Here is a 15,962-nt window from a genome sequence, read left to right as displayed (position 1 = left end):
TGTTCAAATGGCGATTCAGCGTTTAATTGGTTTTGGGAAAAAAGAAGAGTTTAAGGAAATTTTGGCAATTTTAAGAAAGCAGAATCCTGATAGGATAAGGGTTCTGTGAAATTTGTCGTGTACAGAGAAAAATTACAATACCTAAAGTAATAATACCAACCACAAGAATTATTAATAGAATTTTATTCTTTTTCATAAGGTTTTATAAAAACTGCCCAAATTTAAAATTGCAATCTTTTGCAGATGTGTGATGGTTTATTTATCCTGAGAATCTTCAGACTGACGTTGTTGCTCTTGCTGTTGTTTAAGTTTCGGATGCAATTGATAGTGCTTGCCTGATTTTTTTTCAGCCGAATTCTGAGCTTGTGTGTTGCGCAACAACTTATAGCTCACAAAAACAAGAAAGCCTAAAACGGCAATACTTGCCAATAACATGATGATCACAGCAGCATGTTGCAAAGCACTCTCCCAAACTGACACAAATAAAAAGAGCCCTAATATGAATCAGGACTCTTTTAAAGTCAAAACAAGCAGCCTGTTTAAACGATTTTATTTTCTTTTAAACAGACTTGGTCTAAGACCTAGACTTATTTTGCTTGGTCTAAAATAGCAAACAAATCTGCTTGAACTTCTTCAATTGGACGAAGACCATTCAATTTGTTATAGCTTGGTGCATTTTCACCAGAAGCAGCACGACCTTGATAGAAGCCAACCAATTGCTCAGTTTCTGAGTGATACGCTTTTAAACGCTTACGAATGGTTTCTTCTTGGTCATCTGGACGTTGAACCAAATCTTCGCCAGTTTCGTCATCTTTACCTTCCACTTTTGGTGGATTGTAAACAAGGTGATAAATACGACCAGATGCAGGGTGCTGACGACGACCAGACAAACGCTGTACGATTTCTTCGTCTGCAACATCAATTTCAATCACGTGGTCGATATTGATGCCTTCACTTTCCAAAGCTTCAGCTTGTGGAATGGTGCGAGGGAAACCATCAAAAATACAACCATTCACGCAATCTGGCTGCGCAATACGCTCTTTCACTAAGCCAATGATCAGTTCATCGGATACCAAACCGCCACCGTCCATAACGCTTTTGGCTTGTAGACCTAATTCAGTACCTTCACGAATTGCAGCACGGAGCATATCACCGGTTGAAATTTGTGGGATATTGTAGCGCTTACAGATCAACTGAGCTTGTGTACCTTTACCTGCTCCAGGTGGTCCGAGTAAGATAATGCGCATAAAAAAACATCCTCATTTTAACAATGTATTTGACACTCGTTGCATATCAGAGCCATCGCCCTTTACGCAGCCAGCATCCTCTTATAAGAAAGCGACAAACAAATGTATTAAACCAGCAATAAAACCAGTTACACCACCCAAGACAATTAAAATCCACTCATCTTCCTGAAAGGCAGGACGCAAGAGATTCTGGAATTCTTTTGGCGTCAGTTCACGAATACGATCTCTGAACATTTGATAAATTTTCTGTGCACGGCTCGCATTAAAGGCAGGGTCGCATACAGGCACCATCGTAATTTCAATCGAACGATCAATCAAGTCAGTCTTGAGTTTGGCATACTCTTTTGGCCCCAAAGACAACTGTAAAGAGGTACGAACCAATGGTGTTTCCATAATTTCGTTGATGTGGCGTTTGACAATACGGCGGGTTTTGTCTTTTTTACTGCCATACATCATTTCAGTCATAATCGATTTTAACGTAATCAGATCTTCTGTGACTACCGTTGCAAACACATCCGAGACTTCTTCTTGGCGTTTCATGAACGCACCCTGAATATTATAAGTCCCAATGCGTGGAATCACTGGCTTAATCCATGGAAATTGACGATTTTCAGTCAATTTAAAGAACTGCGGATATTTCACGTAATGTGGTTCGACTGGGTTAAATACCATCCAAATCGCAATCCAGTTGGTCAAGAAGCCCCAAATTGCCGCCCAAAATGGAACCGTCCAGTGCCATGGTACAAGAAACCAAACAATCATTTGGAAAATACCAAAGAACATCCCAATCAATGCACTGATATGCCAAATAAAGTTAATTTCTTTTTGACCGACTTTTAGGAACATACGCACCATTAAGCGGCGATCACCTTCCATTTGGCTGACCACCATTTCACGCATATCCACCAAGGATTCAACATTCAAGGTCAGTTCAGTCACCAATTCACGCAGCACACCTGGCAATTGTTTATGCGCCTGTGCGTAAATACGGCGTTTAATCGAATACGGTAGGTTTTCCCAAAGCACAGCATTGCGGTCTAACATGACCTCATCAATTAAGTGCTCAAGTTCAAAACCCACTTGCTCACCAATAATACGCGCCATATCGTCAGGGTCCATAGCATTGAGAAACTCACGCAATGAACCTAATTTTGACAATGTGTTATCGGTAATGATGCCTGAAATACGCCCTGCTTTACGCGGTACAATCCCCTGCCATCCCACAGGAATAGGCCCAAGGTGAAAGCCCCAAAAGCTAATTGGATAGAACACCATTTTTAGTGCCATCCACACGTGCGCCCAAGTCACAAAAGCAGTCACAGGAATAATACTGAGCACGGCCCAAAAATCTGGACGATTCAAAAAGGTTTGCCACAACTGATTGACGTACTCAAGCATGCATTTTTTCCATATTTAGTTCTAATTACAAGATTCTAAAGTAGTTAAAAGTCACTATTCTGACTACAAACCCATACTGAGCGTATAGGAAAATTGTAGTCTAGGCTCAGTTTCCGCAATCACTCGCCCTTGTCGATCTTCCAATTTTTCACCTGCGCCAATGCCAACACTAAAGCTACTGATGCGTTCAGGGCTCAGTAATACATAAGCCAGATCAATGCCTGCACCTAAACGCGCTTTTTCTTCACCATCCACCCATTTAGATTCTAGGTGTCCTGCGTAAGCGCCAATATAATAACCATTTTTGTCTTTACCTGTGAGGTGGTATGGGTAACGAAAACCTGTTTGCCCACCGACTTCATGGTCACCATTTAAAAAAGCCCCCGCTTTTAGATAGGCAATGCCATAAGGATTGACCCATTCACCATTCAAATGCAGTAATTTTTGGGTAATACCCGCCCCTACATTCCAGGTTTTTGCGCTATCTGCGCTAATTTTTGCTTCAGGTAAAAAAGTAGTGTTCCCAGCAAAGCTAAAACTTGAAAAGGCAAGTAATGCCACGAAAGAATAGACTTTTGTCATTATTGTCACCAGTGTCCATTTGTTTTAATTTTAAAAACAGTCCTGTTTTCGTGTTTTGACTCTAGCAGAATTGTCAGGATTCTTATATACAGCAAATTACAATTTTGATGTCGCTAAAGTCAAAAATTAAGATTGCGCCCATCTTCTAGGTTAAATCGGGCAATTCAGTCAAACATGGTTACTCAAAATTGCCAATAGATGCGTTAGAATAGTCCAAATTCGTTCTCCCTCATTTTTGTTAAGCCAATTTTTGTATGAAACAACACTATCCGTTAAAAAATGCTCAGCAAGAGAAGCGTATTTTTCGCAATCGCATCTTTTTTTCGGTGGGTGTTGTGGTTTTTTTCTTGCTGCTGTTGGTGGCTCGTTATGCCTTTTTACAAATTAGCGGCTACGATGAATTTGCGACTGCATCAGATAAAAACCGAATTCGGCTACAACCACTCGCACCTGCACGTGGTTATATTTATGACCGCAATGGTGTGTTATTGGCAGATAACTACCCTGTGTTCTCAGCCACTTTAAGCCGTGCAGATGTTGAAGATGTTGACGATACCATTGCGCGACTGACACCTGTTTTACAACTGACAGAAGAAGATATCGATCGCTTTAAAAGTCGGATTAAAACTTCACGTAAAACTGAACGTGTATCGATCAAGCTGAATTTAAATGAATCGGATATTGCCCGTTTTAGTGAAGTTAAATTTCAATTCCCTGGGGTCAATATTGAAACCCAGATGACACGTTACTATCCGCATGGTGACTTATTTGCGCACGTGATTGGTTATGTCGGGCGCATTAACGACAAAGAACTGAAAGAAATTGACAAAGATGCTTATGCAGGCACCAACTTGATTGGCAAAATTGGGGTGGAGAAATCGTATGAGCACTTGCTACATGGCGTACCCGGCAACGAATCTGTAGAAGCCGATGCACATGGTAATGTGCTGCGCAATTTAGGACGTAAAGACCCTGTACGTGGCAATGATTTGTTTTTGTCATTGGATTATGGCTTGCAAGTGGTCGCCTCTGAACAACTGGCAGAACGCCGTGGTGCAATTGTGGCACTTGACCCACGTACAGGTGAAATTTTAGCTTTAGTCTCCAGTCCGAGTTTTAACCCTAACTTATTTGTCACAGGTATTAGCCATACCGACTACTCTGCCTTACGCGATAATTTAGATCAACCACTCTATAACCGTGCAGTACAAGGTGTTTATCCACCGGGTTCTACCATTAAGCCGATGTTTGGTTTAGGCGGTATTCATTATGGCTATGTCGACTGGAAAACCGCCATTCAGGATTATGGTTATTTCACTTTACCAGGCGACAGCCACCGTTTCCGTGACCATAAAAAAACTGGGCATGGCATTGTCGATATGCACAAAGCTCAAGTCGTGTCGTGTGATACCTACTTCTATGTATTGTCGTATCGCATGGGCATTGAAAAAATGAACGACTGGATGCGTCAATTTGGCTTTAGTGAAAAAACTGGGGTCGATTTACCAAGTGAAAGCACAGGACTCTACCCAAACCCGGACTGGAAAATGCGTACGCGCAAAGCCAAATGGATGAAAGGTGAAACAATTTCCGTCAGTATTGGTCAGGGTGCATTTACCTCGACACCATTGCAATTAGCAATGGCCACCGCCATCACCGCCAACAAAGGATTTAAAGTCACACCGCACGTGTTACGTGAAAGTCGTGGCGCGAAACCATTTAAAGTTCACAATGGTACCAACGGAAAAATTGACTTTAACGGCACAGAAGAAGACTGGATTAAAATGCGTGATGCCATGGTTGATGTGATTCAATCAGGTACAGGTAAAGGGATTAAAGGCGGCTTGCAATATTCAGTTGCAGGTAAAACAGGTACAGCACAGGTTAAAAGTATTGCGCAAGGTAAACGCTATAACGAAGCCTTATTGACCGACCGTCAGCTTGACCACGGTTTATTTGTTGGCTTCGCTCCTGCCGAAAACCCTGAAATCGCAATTGCCATCATTCTAGAAAATGGTCGCGGTGGTTCTGCAGCAACGGCTTTGGCGCGTCCAATTTTAGACTATTGGTTACTGAATAAAAATAAAAAGCCAATTCGTCCATCTGCCGCACAAGTGAGTGGTGGCTTAATGACTGCAGGTTTAAAACCAAGTGAATTGCCAAGTGGTGAAGTCCCTTCATCTACTGCACCAAATACGAATAACGTGAATAATCCGAATACAGCAACCAATCACCCTGCGCTCAACCCAAATCCTTCGCAAACTACTCCGAGTTCAGCTCCAACCAATCCACCTGCAACTGCGCCAACAGCAGTTGTACCCACTAACCCAATTGAGAGCGACTAAGCCATGAAAAATCAACTACGCATTATTGGTGGAGAATGGAAACGTCGTCAGTTGGCTTTTGCTTCAATTGAGGGATTACGCCCTACGCCCGACCGAGTGCGCGAAACCTTATTCAACTGGTTAATGTGGGATGTGCAAAACGCCAAAGTGTTAGACCTCTGTTCAGGTTCGGGCGCTTTAGCTTTTGAAGCCCTGTCTCGCGGTGCGGCACACGTGGTCATGATTGAGCCAAACCGTACACAAGCACAGTTTTTACAGCAAAATTTAGAATTATTACGCGTCAATAAAAGCAAAGCACAATTAAAAGTTTCTACCGCACAACATGCTTTGGCGACACTAAAAGATCAGTTTGATTTGGTATTTTTAGACCCGCCTTATAGTTTAGATTTATGGGAAGAATTGGCAGGGTTGGCTGATCCACTCATTGCGGCACAAGGTCTGATTTATGTTGAAGCAGATCGTGATTTAAACCTGTTAAAATTACCGCAGACTTGGCAAAAAGTTAAAGAGAGCAAAGCGGGAACTGTACGTGCGGGCTTATACCAAAAGATTGTTGTTTAAATTTTCTCCTTAAAAGATACGCGGTAATTTTATGACTATCGACACTTTTCAAGAGCCATCCATTAATGTAATATTATAACATTACATATTGTAGTGTTTATCTTCATGAAAGTTCGTTCATCTTTAAAAAGTGCAAAATCGCGTGCCGATTGTCAAATTGTGAAACGTCGTGGCAAATTATTTGTGATTTGCAAATCCAATCCACGTTTTAAAGCAAGACAGGGATAATCCCCTGTCTTTTAGTTTTGATAGATTATTACACTGAAATAGTGTGCTTATTCTGAATAGTAACGTGTATCGACACTAAAACTTTCAGGAAATTTTGCTTGAACCTGCGCATAAAATGTCATGATTTCAGCCATATCTTTTTCAAAATCACCGGTTGGATGCACAATTTTTCCCACACCCGTTTTCTTTTTTGCGTAATCCATATACGCCAAAGCAATTGGCACACCTGCATTTAACGCAACATGATAAAAACCTGTTTTCCATTGTTCTTGACGCGCACGTGTGGCTTCAGGCGTCACCAACATCACCAATTTAGGATGGGTTTTAAATAAGTCCGTCATGAGCTGAACCATACTAGGTCGTGCTTCGCCTGGTGCTTTCGGACGACGGTCTATACCAATACCTCCCATCGCACGGACAAATGGCCCAAACGGCAATTTCATATAGCTGTCTTTAATGGTCAAGCGAACATTAACGCCCAAAGCTTTAAGCCCTAAGCGTGCATATAAGGCATCCCAATTACTGGTATGCGGTGCAGCAATCATCACATATTGGTCTAATTCCAACGGACAATGATTGTCGATTTCCCAACCCATTAAATTTAAGCTTCGCTCAGCTAACTTTTCAAACACAACCGCATACCCCAAATAAAGTGTGCGAATTTTAGCAAGCATCGACAAATACAAAAGTCTAAAACGACGAATAAATAAACAAATACTTTATAAATGTATAAAAATTTCCTGCACTCATCTTATTTTTGTCATTCCATGCAAAATCATACTGTTTTTGCGCTTATTCATTGCTAGATTCAAGCAAGTTTAAAATGGTAAATATATAAATTTACGCACAGTTTGCTGAGTTTTTTACGGTCTAATCCGATGTAATCCTTGAAGTGAAACTTAAAACTTTAAAACATCGGGCTTGTTATGATTTGCTACAAATCTTCATTAAAAATAAGGCAAATTGGCTTTTCAGATACAAGGTGAAAGTTTAAGGTGGCAGCAAGACAAGTTTGAAGTTTAGAACATTTATGCTGAATCGTTATCCGATTGCACTCAGTACACTTAGCTTATTTTTAGTAGCTTGCGGATCAACTGATCCAAGCAGGGAATATCAATCCGCTTTGCCTTCTGAGCCACAAATTACGCCCAAAACTGAAGTTCAAAATTCAGCAACTTCATGGACAGGACAAGCTACAGGTAACTTTAGAGCCTTATTGCCTTGTGACAACTGTGAACAGCATGTGATTCATTTACGCCTGAATGATGATCAAACCTTTCAACTCAGCGACATTAAACGCTCGAAACAGCGCCAGCGCGAAAACCAAGTGGCGGGAACGATTCAAGCTGCTCAGGGCAACAATCAGCAAGACAAACAGAACCAACACCCATCGCAAAACACGGCAAATGAATGGTTGCTCAATACAGAAAATGGGCAAGCCTATGCACGTATTCAACTCACAGCTCACGGTCTTCAATTCAGCTTATACAATCAGAAAAATATACAAAATCAACAGAAAAATGAAACTCAGGTTTTCTTACATCCTGTAGAAAATATGCAAGTCAGTAATGCCCTGAAGCATGTCGATATTCAGGCTGAACACGTACAAAATATTGAGGTCAAAGAATTAAACGACCCTGTGATGGCACACGATTATTTTCTGGCAATTCACAATCAATCTGATCAAGCATTACAATTACATGCCAATGACTTGGTTTTGGTCGATCAGCAATATCAGGAATATGCTGCTGTAGTCGATCCGCAATTTTTAGAACCGATTCCTGCACAACAAAAACAATGGATTAAGGTGTCTTTCCATTACCCTGCTTCTGTACAGGCAGATGTGATCAAAATTAAATAGGTTACAGCTGCTGCATTTCATAAATGAAGGAACATCAATTTAAGGATGTTTCAAAGTTCTTTGACTATTTTAAATAGCCATAAAAAAACCCTGCATCAGCAGGGTTTTCTTTTAAACCATCAAGCGATTACGCGTTGAATTGGTTCATTGTGTTTTTAGCTTCGTCCGCTGCTTTAAGCGCGTTGTCACCAGAGAAAATTTCTTTGTGATCGTCACCGATGTCAGAACCAGCCATTGCTTGGTGTTTAACACAAGCGATACCACCGCGGATTTCTTTACGTTGTACGCCAGCAACATAAGCCAACATACCTTCAGAACCGAAGTAACCTTGAGCAAGCTCGTGAGTAGAAAGAGCAGCTGTGTGGTAAGTAGGCAGAGTGATCAAGTGGTGGAACACGCCTGCTTCACGAGAAGCGTCTGCTTGGAATGTACGTACTTTTTCGTCAGCTTCAGCAGCCAATTCAGAATCGTCGTACTCAGCGCTCATTAATTTAGCGCGGTCGTATGCAGATACGTCTTTACCTTCAGCAACCCAACGGTCGTACGCTTGTTGACGGAAGTTCAGTGTCCAGTTGAATGATGGAGAGTTGTTGTAAACAAGTTTCGCATTTGGCACAACTTCACGTACACGGTTAACCATGTGAGCGATTTCTTCTACGTTTGGAGTCGCAGTTTCGATCCAAAGAAGGTCAGCACCGTTTTGTAAGCTAGTTACACAGTCAAGTACAACGCGGTCAATTTGAGTGCCTTCACGGAACTGGTACAAGCCAGAAGCTAAACGCTTAGGACGGTGTAATTTACCATCACGCTTGATTAGGATTTCGTCTTCTTTCGCTTCAGAGATGTCAATTTCTTGAGTGTCTAAGTAGCTGATGTATTGAGAAGCGATGTCGCCTGGCTCTTTAACTACTGGGATTTTTTGAGTTAAGTCAGCGCCTTCAGAGTCAGTACGTGCAACGATGATACCGTCGTCAAGACCCATTTCTAAGAACGCATAACGTAACGCGTGGATTTTAGCGATGAAGTCTTCGTGTGGAACAGTTACTTTACCAGCTTGGTGACCACATTGTTTCGCGTCAGAAACTTGGTTTTCGATTTGAAGTGCACATGCACCCGCTTCGATCATTTTCTTAGCTAATAAGTAAGTTGCTTCTTCGTTACCGAAACCAGCGTCGATGTCCGCAATGATTGGCACAACGTGAGTTTCAAAGTTGTCGATTTGAGCAGTGATTTCAGCAGCTTTAGCAGTATCACCAGCGTCTTGTGCTTTTTTAAGTGCGCGGAACAAATCGTTTAATTCTTTTGCGTCAGCTTGACGTAAGAATGTATAGATTTCTTCGATCAATGCAGGAACAGAAGTTTTTTCGTGCATAGATTGGTCAGGAAGTGGACCGAATTCTGAACGAAGTGCAGCAACCATCCAACCAGAAAGGTAGATATAACGGCGTTCAGTAGTACCGAAGTATTTTTTGTTCGCAATCATTTTTTGTTGCGCAACAAAACCGTGCCAGCAACCTAAAGATTGAGTGTATTTGCTTGAATCAGCATCATAAGCAGCCATATCACGACGCATAATCGCAGCTGTATATTTAGCAATATCTAAACCAGTTTTGAAACGGTTTTGCATTTGCATACGCGCAGCATCTTCAGGACTGATGTCTGCCCAAGTGTTGCCGAATTTTGCTTTTAATTCGCGGATTGCATCAATCGCTGTTTGGTATGTAGTCATGATATTGTACCCTGTAATATTATTTAGGATTTATCAATCGAAGGCTAAATCGCGCTTATGCTTGATTGCTCAGATTTAGAGCACTTCGTTACGATGAATACAGAGTAGAGTGACTGAATGAATTAATCCAATATTCTCGTGTAATTCTCGGTATTTTTTAAAAAAATGTATAGATCAAAGTCTTAATTCACAAAAACAATAAAAACACAACATATTGATTTTAAAAACCTTATTTAGAAAATTAATCAAATATCTTTGCTTACAAATTCATCTCTGTGCCGATATTTTCTGCATTAGACTTAAGTCTTGCATTTCATAAAAAATGCTTGCATTGGCGATTTCTGCCATTTTTTAGCAAAATTTTGCTGCTTTTCAGCACAATGTAAGTGCATAAGTTTCATACAAAATAGAATCTGCTATCAGTTCTGCCAATGCTTTTAAGTGTTTTTGCATTTAATATTAAAAAGTATAGATGCAGTGCTAGGCAGCTTACATTTCTTTAGGAAATAATGATGGGGCTGGCTGTTTTTATTCAGATTTTTTGCTATTTATCTCGTCGATTTTTTCATCATAATTTATACACAAGCCTTACGGCTTATGGCATAATTCCAATAATTTAGTGATTTTATTTTCGGTATTTATTTTATGAATCTGGAGCGGGTTGATCTTAATCTATTAATTTATCTTGACGTCTTACTTCGTGAAAAAAATGTAACCCGTGCTGCAGAACAATTGGGCGTTACCCAACCTGCGATGAGTAACATTTTACGTCGTTTGCGCAATTTATTTAATGATCCCCTGCTGATTCGTTCTTCTGAAGGCATGACGCCAACTGAACGTGCCTTAGAATTACAACCGCGTATCCGCGATGCCTTATCTGACCTTTCTATGATTTTGGAGCCGCGTACTGAGTTCCGCCCTTATACTTCAAATCGTGTATTTCGGATTATGACCTCCGATTACGCAGAAGCCACATTAGTCCCACGCTTGGTTAAAGCTTTACGCTCTGAAGCACCCAATGTGGTATTGGACTTTCTAACCCCGAGTGATGTGTCTTATCGCGATATGGAACAAGGCAAAGTTGATTTGGCAATTAACCGTTTTAATGAAATTCCACAAAGTTTCCATCAGGTTTTAGTTTGGCGTGATAGTTTTTCTTGCCTGCTCAATCACAAACACCCTGCTGCCAATAACCTGAATTTAAAAAGCTACTTAGATGCACAACATATTTGGGTTTCTAAAACAGGTATGGGCGTTGGTTTTGGTGTGAATCCAGAGAAACAAGCGGGACTGGGTTGGATTGATCAAGCTTTAGAGCGTATTGGACAAAAACGTAAAATTTCGGTGTTTACCCGTCATTATCAAATGCCTGCACTACTCGCGTCTAATGTAGATTTAGTCGCAACCTTACCTACACGTATTGCGCGCTTACAAGCCAAAAGCCAAAGTTTACTGATTAAAGACCCACCATTTTATATTCCAGAATTTGAATTAAAGATGGCATGGTGTCCGTTGTTACATCATCACCCTGCACACCGTTGGTTACGCCAATTGATTTTATATGTAGCGCGCCAAATGATTGAAGAAGAAAACCGTGAGTTTTTACTGAATAACTCTCAATTTTCAGCCTATTAATTAAAAATTCACTGAACTTATTGGCACAAACGCTTATACTCAGATGAGGAATATTTCGATATTCCTCATTGTTTAATCATGATTTAATAAAGATTCAAATTGTTATATTTAAAATAATATAATCCACAGGTGGATTCGTGAGCCTCTTCCAGAATATTGTTATTATCCTCATCCTCATTGTCGGAGCTGGTTTTTTATCGCTGACTGAAATTGCGTTGGCTGGTGCACGTAAAGTTAAACTGAAAATTCTAGCCGAATCAGGCGATGAACGTGCCCAAAAAGTTTTAGACCTACAAGAAAACTCAGCTGATTTTTTTGCTGCCTCACAAATTGGCTTAAACGCAGTTGCCATTTTAGGTGGTATTTTAGGTGAAGGCGCATTCCGTCCTTATTTTTACAACTTAGTTGTGCGCTTCTATCAAGGACCATGGGCTGAAACGCTTAGTTTTGCCTTGTCATTTACCTTAGTGACTTCGCTGTTTATTTTATTTGCCGACCTAATGCCTAAGCGTTTGGCAATGATCGCACCTGAAAAAATTGCGGTATCGGTGATTAATCCGATTCAAATTTTTATTCGGATATGCAAGCCTTTGGCATGGATGATTAATGCGATTGCCAACGTGCTGTTCCGTTTATTTAAAGTAAATACCACGCGCGAAGACAATATTACATTTGATGATATTTCTGCAGTCATGGATGCAGGCGCTCAAGCAGGTGTTTTACAAAAGCAGGAACATCACTTTATTGAAAACGTGTTTGAACTTGAAGAACGTAACGTGCCTTCGAGTATGACTACACGTGAAAATGTGGTGTTTTTTACCCTAAAGGAATCTGAAGCCAGTATTCGTCAAAAACTTGCAGAATATCCTTATTCCAAATTTTTGGTCTGTAGCGAAAATATTGATGATGTTATTGGCTATGTCGATGCCAAAGATATTCTGGTCAGAATCCTCAATAATCAATCTTTACTACAACTAAATGAAAGCACCATCCGTAATGTATTAACCATTCCAGATACACTCACGCTGTCTGAAGTCTTAGACCGTTTCCGCTCTACCAAAGAAAAATTTGCCGTAGTCATTAATGAATATGCGTTGGTTGTGGGCGTAATTACCCTGTCTGATATTATGATTACTGTGATGGGCGATTGGGTAACACCTATTGAAGAAGATCAGCAAATCATTAAACGTGATAACAATTCTTGGCTGATTGATGGCAGTACACCAATTGAAGACATTAAACACGCGCTGCAAATTGATGAAATGCCAGATGATGAAAATTATGAAACCATTGCAGGTTTTATGATGTATAAGCTACGTAAAATCCCGCGTCCTGCCGACTCTGTACTTTTTGATGGTTATAAATTTGAAGTGGTCGATGTCGATCATTTTAAAATTGACCAACTTTTAGTAACACGAATTGTAGAAACACAGGAAATACAAAACAACACTGAAGCAGATGGATAGTGAAATTCACTGTATTCGTGTGGGCTTGATCTGCATCCAGATTTTCTAGCATTCATAAAAAAGCACCACATCAAAATGAAGTGGTGCTTTTTTCAAACCTGAACAGATACATCTGAAATTCAGCTGAATATCTATTTAATATTTGCTGATCAATTCATCTAATACCGCTTGATAGTGAATCGCAATATCTTCAGCTAGAATTTTATAGACATTGTCGAATTGCACCATCGGCCAGCCCTCTTTCCAGAAAGGAAAAATGTTGTGCAAATCATGCGTCACCACAGCATCTTCACGCACAATCGCTTGTGCAACCTGAGCCAATACTTGTGCAGTTTCTGTGCCATCAATGGCTAAATAATCAATGCCACGTGCTTTTAAAATACGTACACGGTCTTTTTTATAACGGATTTTTTTCATTTGTGCTTCGTTTAACTGCAAAGCCAAACTTACTGCTTCTACAAATTTGCTTTCGAATGACTGATTCAATGCCACCAACGCTGCTTTATGCGCTTCCTGACGACCTGCTTTCCCACCATTACGGATAATTTCTTTTGCCTCTGTGTCTAGCTCATCACTTTTCATAGACTGCAAAATGTCGAGTATTTCGATATCACTTAATGATTCAGGAGATTGGTCAATCATGTACTGCCCTTGGACAAAAAATAGCAAAACGCTATTTTCGCACAATTTAGCTAAAAGCTCGACACATTCCGAAGCAATTGTTCACACAAGGCAGTGCTGCACCTATTACAGTGCAGCAGTTTAAAATTGATCTTTCAGCTTTGATCGTCCTTGTTTATTTTAAATTTCTTATTGTTCCCTTAGTTTTTCTCCTGAATTTTACCGTCTATTTAAAACCCGTTATTTCAAATGAATAATCCAATAAATAACAGGTTTAACTTTTCAACTCACTTGTACTTTTTAGTAAAAAATAATTAACAGGTTGCTCTTTACACTTAATACAAGTTTTCGCGTTTATCATGATCGAGGCGGTCAATATAGCGTTCTAAATGTAGCATCGCATGATACATTTTATTTAAGTTCCGAACATTGATTTGCTGACGAACAATATTTTTGTGTAACCGTTTTAATGCACGTAGACTGTGTTTTGGCGTATATGCAGATAAAATTTTCATAAGCCTGCTCTCTCTATCAAATTATTTTACATGAACCATTTTGTTATCTTGAGAATGAATTCAATGAATATAAAGATAAGGTTTATTATTGACAGGGTGTGTCCTACACCTCCTTAATATTTGACTATTTGGAAAAATTTTATTGTGTTAAATTGTAGTTTAAAGGAATATTTATGTAATTATGATTAAAATAATTGCTAAAAAAGATTCAAAAAATCTTTGTTAAAATCTTCTATAAAAATATGCATAAAAAAACTGACACTCGGTCAGTTTTTTTATGTACGTTGATTTTAAATTTGAGTCTTTAAATCACTTCGACCACTACTTTGCCCACATGCTCGCCTGTATCCATTTCGGCATGCGCTTGCTGAATTTGATCAAACTGAAAGGTTTTATAAATCATAGGCAGACATTCACCTTTGGCTAACAATGGCCAAACGATCTCTTGCAAACCTTTGGTAATTTCAGCTTTTTCTGCAGTATTGCGGGCGCGCATGGTCGAACCCGTAATGGTAAGACGCTTCATCATAATTTGACCAAGTTTTACTTCTTTGGCTTTTGCACCACCTAAGAATGCGATATACACCAAGCGACCATCACGACGTAATAAGTTTAAATTACGTTCCAAATACGGCGCACCAACAATATCTAAAATGACATCGACCCCAGCATTGTCTGTCGCTTCGTTAATCACTTGTTCAAAATCTTGTGTCTTGTAATTAATTGCTGTGGTGAGATGTGAAATTGCTTGTACTTTTTCATCTGAACCTACGGTTGCAAAGGTTTTTAAACCTAAGGCATTGCACAGCATTAAAGCAGTTGTACCAATACCACTGGTTCCACCATGAATCAGCGCCGTTTCACCTGCTTTGGCTTTACCCATTTGGAATACATTGGCCCACACAGTAAAAAATGTTTCAGGTATCGCAGCGGCTTGTACAAAACTGACACCTGTTGGAATTGTCAAAGTCTGGCTTTCTGGTACAACACAATATTCTGCATAACCACCACCATTGGTTAAGCCACACACTGCATCACCAACTTTAAATTGGCTAACATCTGCACCCACAGCAACTACTTCACCTGCTACTTCTAAACCTGGCACTGGCGTCACGCCTTTAGGCATAGGATACAGCCCCTGACGCTGTAAAATATCAGGACGATTCAAACCAAAAGCATGTACTTTGACCAAAACCTCATTGGCTTGTGGCTCAGGTATTGCAACCGTTTCATAGGCTAATTTTTCTGGGCCACCTGGTTCTGTAATAATAATCTGCTGCATTGTGTTTTGTGTCATGGCAAATCCCTGATTGTTTGATGCTGATATGAATTCTGACTATTTGAACATAAAACAGCAAAGCATTAAAACCCAGATTAACTTAGGTATAATTCTCATGCCGTGGTGTTTCATGCGTGATTAAATTTTTATTTATGATTAAAGAGTATGTGATGTCAGAAATTGTGGAATACAACGAAAATAATTACCGTGAGTTTGAATATGAAACAGGCGTTGCGGTGATTCGTTTTTATGCGACGTGGTGTACGCCTTGTGTTCAAAATGCACCATTTTTTGAGCAGCTTGCCCAACTTTTTGATGCTTCGGTAAAGTTTGGCAAAGTGAATGTCGATCAATCTCCAATTTTAACTTTGCGCTATCAAGTCTTTGGTTTACCGACCACCCTAATTTTTAAAGATGGGCAAATTGTTGAACGACTATCGAGCAATGTTTCTATCGCACAACTCCAACAAAAAATTCAAAGTTATCTTTAACTCA

The 15,962-nt window shown here is 39.9% G+C and carries 16 protein-coding genes; 7 read left to right on the top strand and 9 right to left on the bottom strand.

Going from position 1 to position 15,962, the window contains the following annotated elements:
* Positions 1-255 precede the first annotated feature (255 nt).
* From FTT70_RS06310 to FTT70_RS06295, 4 genes are all read right to left on the bottom strand, one after another.
* Positions 256-459: a hypothetical protein gene (locus tag FTT70_RS06310; RefSeq protein WP_004970716.1), complete on the bottom strand. Its 204-nt coding sequence runs from the start codon at positions 457-459 to the stop codon at positions 256-258.
* 128 nt (positions 460-587) lie between these two features.
* Positions 588-1,247, bottom strand: coding sequence for an adenylate kinase (gene adk, locus FTT70_RS06305; RefSeq protein ID WP_004970717.1), 660 nt, complete (start codon positions 1,245-1,247; stop codon positions 588-590).
* Between the two features lie 81 nt (positions 1,248-1,328).
* Positions 1,329-2,645 carry a hypothetical protein gene (locus FTT70_RS06300; protein WP_167846149.1) on the bottom strand — a complete coding sequence of 439 codons (1,317 nt, stop codon included), beginning with the start codon at positions 2,643-2,645 and terminating at the stop codon, positions 1,329-1,331.
* A gap of 63 nt (positions 2,646-2,708) precedes the next feature.
* Entirely contained in the window at positions 2,709-3,227 is a 519-nt protein-coding gene (locus FTT70_RS06295) for a hypothetical protein (RefSeq protein ID WP_004970721.1), read from the bottom strand.
* A gap of 254 nt (positions 3,228-3,481) precedes the next feature.
* Here FTT70_RS06295 and mrdA point away from each other — a divergent pair, with 254 nt between their 5' ends.
* The 3 genes from mrdA to ykgO all read left to right on the top strand — a co-directional run bounded on the left by mrdA (position 3,482) and on the right by ykgO (position 6,361).
* The gene (mrdA, locus tag FTT70_RS06290) at positions 3,482-5,572 is read left to right on the top strand and encodes a penicillin-binding protein 2 (protein WP_180168415.1); all 2,091 of its coding nucleotides are present in this window, start codon (positions 3,482-3,484) and stop codon (positions 5,570-5,572) included.
* A gap of 3 nt (positions 5,573-5,575) precedes the next feature.
* Positions 5,576-6,133 (top strand): 16S rRNA (guanine(966)-N(2))-methyltransferase RsmD, encoded by a 558-nt coding sequence (gene rsmD / locus FTT70_RS06285; protein ID WP_004970724.1) that lies wholly within the window; start codon positions 5,576-5,578, stop codon positions 6,131-6,133.
* A gap of 105 nt (positions 6,134-6,238) precedes the next feature.
* Positions 6,239-6,361, top strand: coding sequence for a type B 50S ribosomal protein L36 (ykgO, locus tag FTT70_RS06280; protein ID WP_026438469.1), 123 nt, complete (start codon positions 6,239-6,241; stop codon positions 6,359-6,361).
* 47 nt (positions 6,362-6,408) lie between these two features.
* Here ykgO and FTT70_RS06275 read toward each other — a convergent pair whose 3' ends face one another.
* Positions 6,409-6,957 carry a 1-acyl-sn-glycerol-3-phosphate acyltransferase gene (locus FTT70_RS06275; RefSeq protein WP_257229367.1) on the bottom strand — a complete coding sequence of 183 codons (549 nt, stop codon included), beginning with the start codon at positions 6,955-6,957 and terminating at the stop codon, positions 6,409-6,411.
* Positions 6,958-7,391: 434 nt separating this feature from the next.
* Between FTT70_RS06275 and FTT70_RS06270 the strand changes: the two genes are divergently transcribed.
* The gene (locus tag FTT70_RS06270) at positions 7,392-8,222 is read left to right on the top strand and encodes a copper resistance protein NlpE N-terminal domain-containing protein (RefSeq protein ID WP_180168413.1); all 831 of its coding nucleotides are present in this window, start codon (positions 7,392-7,394) and stop codon (positions 8,220-8,222) included.
* Positions 8,223-8,349: 127 nt separating this feature from the next.
* On the opposite strand, the gene FTT70_RS06265 is transcribed toward FTT70_RS06270, so the two are convergent.
* Positions 8,350-9,951, bottom strand: a complete 1,602-nt coding sequence (locus tag FTT70_RS06265; protein ID WP_004977281.1) for an isocitrate lyase — start codon at positions 9,949-9,951, stop codon at positions 8,350-8,352.
* A 645-nt stretch (positions 9,952-10,596) separates the two neighbouring features.
* Between FTT70_RS06265 and FTT70_RS06260 the strand changes: the two genes are divergently transcribed.
* Together FTT70_RS06260 and FTT70_RS06255 are read left to right on the top strand one after the other, a co-directional pair.
* Positions 10,597-11,586 (top strand): LysR family transcriptional regulator, encoded by a 990-nt coding sequence (locus tag FTT70_RS06260; RefSeq protein WP_004977282.1) that lies wholly within the window; start codon positions 10,597-10,599, stop codon positions 11,584-11,586.
* Between the two features lie 137 nt (positions 11,587-11,723).
* Entirely contained in the window at positions 11,724-13,052 is a 1,329-nt protein-coding gene (locus tag FTT70_RS06255; RefSeq protein ID WP_104852324.1) for a hemolysin family protein, read from the top strand.
* A gap of 135 nt (positions 13,053-13,187) precedes the next feature.
* Here the strand turns inward: FTT70_RS06255 and FTT70_RS06250 are convergent, their stop codons facing one another.
* The 3 genes from FTT70_RS06250 to FTT70_RS06240 form a co-directional block, all read right to left on the bottom strand.
* Positions 13,188-13,694 (bottom strand): hypothetical protein, encoded by a 507-nt coding sequence (locus FTT70_RS06250; protein WP_004977287.1) that lies wholly within the window; start codon positions 13,692-13,694, stop codon positions 13,188-13,190.
* Positions 13,695-14,008: 314 nt separating this feature from the next.
* Positions 14,009-14,188 carry a hypothetical protein gene (locus FTT70_RS06245; protein WP_096901477.1) on the bottom strand — a complete coding sequence of 60 codons (180 nt, stop codon included), beginning with the start codon at positions 14,186-14,188 and terminating at the stop codon, positions 14,009-14,011.
* 304 nt (positions 14,189-14,492) lie between these two features.
* Positions 14,493-15,485, bottom strand: coding sequence for an NAD(P)H-quinone oxidoreductase (locus FTT70_RS06240; protein ID WP_104852325.1), 993 nt, complete (start codon positions 15,483-15,485; stop codon positions 14,493-14,495).
* 152 nt (positions 15,486-15,637) lie between these two features.
* On the opposite strand from FTT70_RS06240, the gene FTT70_RS06235 reads away from it, so the two are divergent.
* On the top strand, positions 15,638-15,958 hold the full coding sequence (locus FTT70_RS06235; RefSeq protein ID WP_180072521.1) for a co-chaperone YbbN: 321 nt from the start codon (positions 15,638-15,640) through the stop codon (positions 15,956-15,958).
* Positions 15,959-15,962 lie beyond the last annotated feature (4 nt).

This window comes from Acinetobacter sp. YH01003, from assembly GCF_013420525.1.
GTDB lineage: Bacteria > Pseudomonadota > Gammaproteobacteria > Pseudomonadales > Moraxellaceae > Acinetobacter > Acinetobacter towneri.
This window is presented reverse-complemented; position numbering and strand designations above follow the sequence as displayed.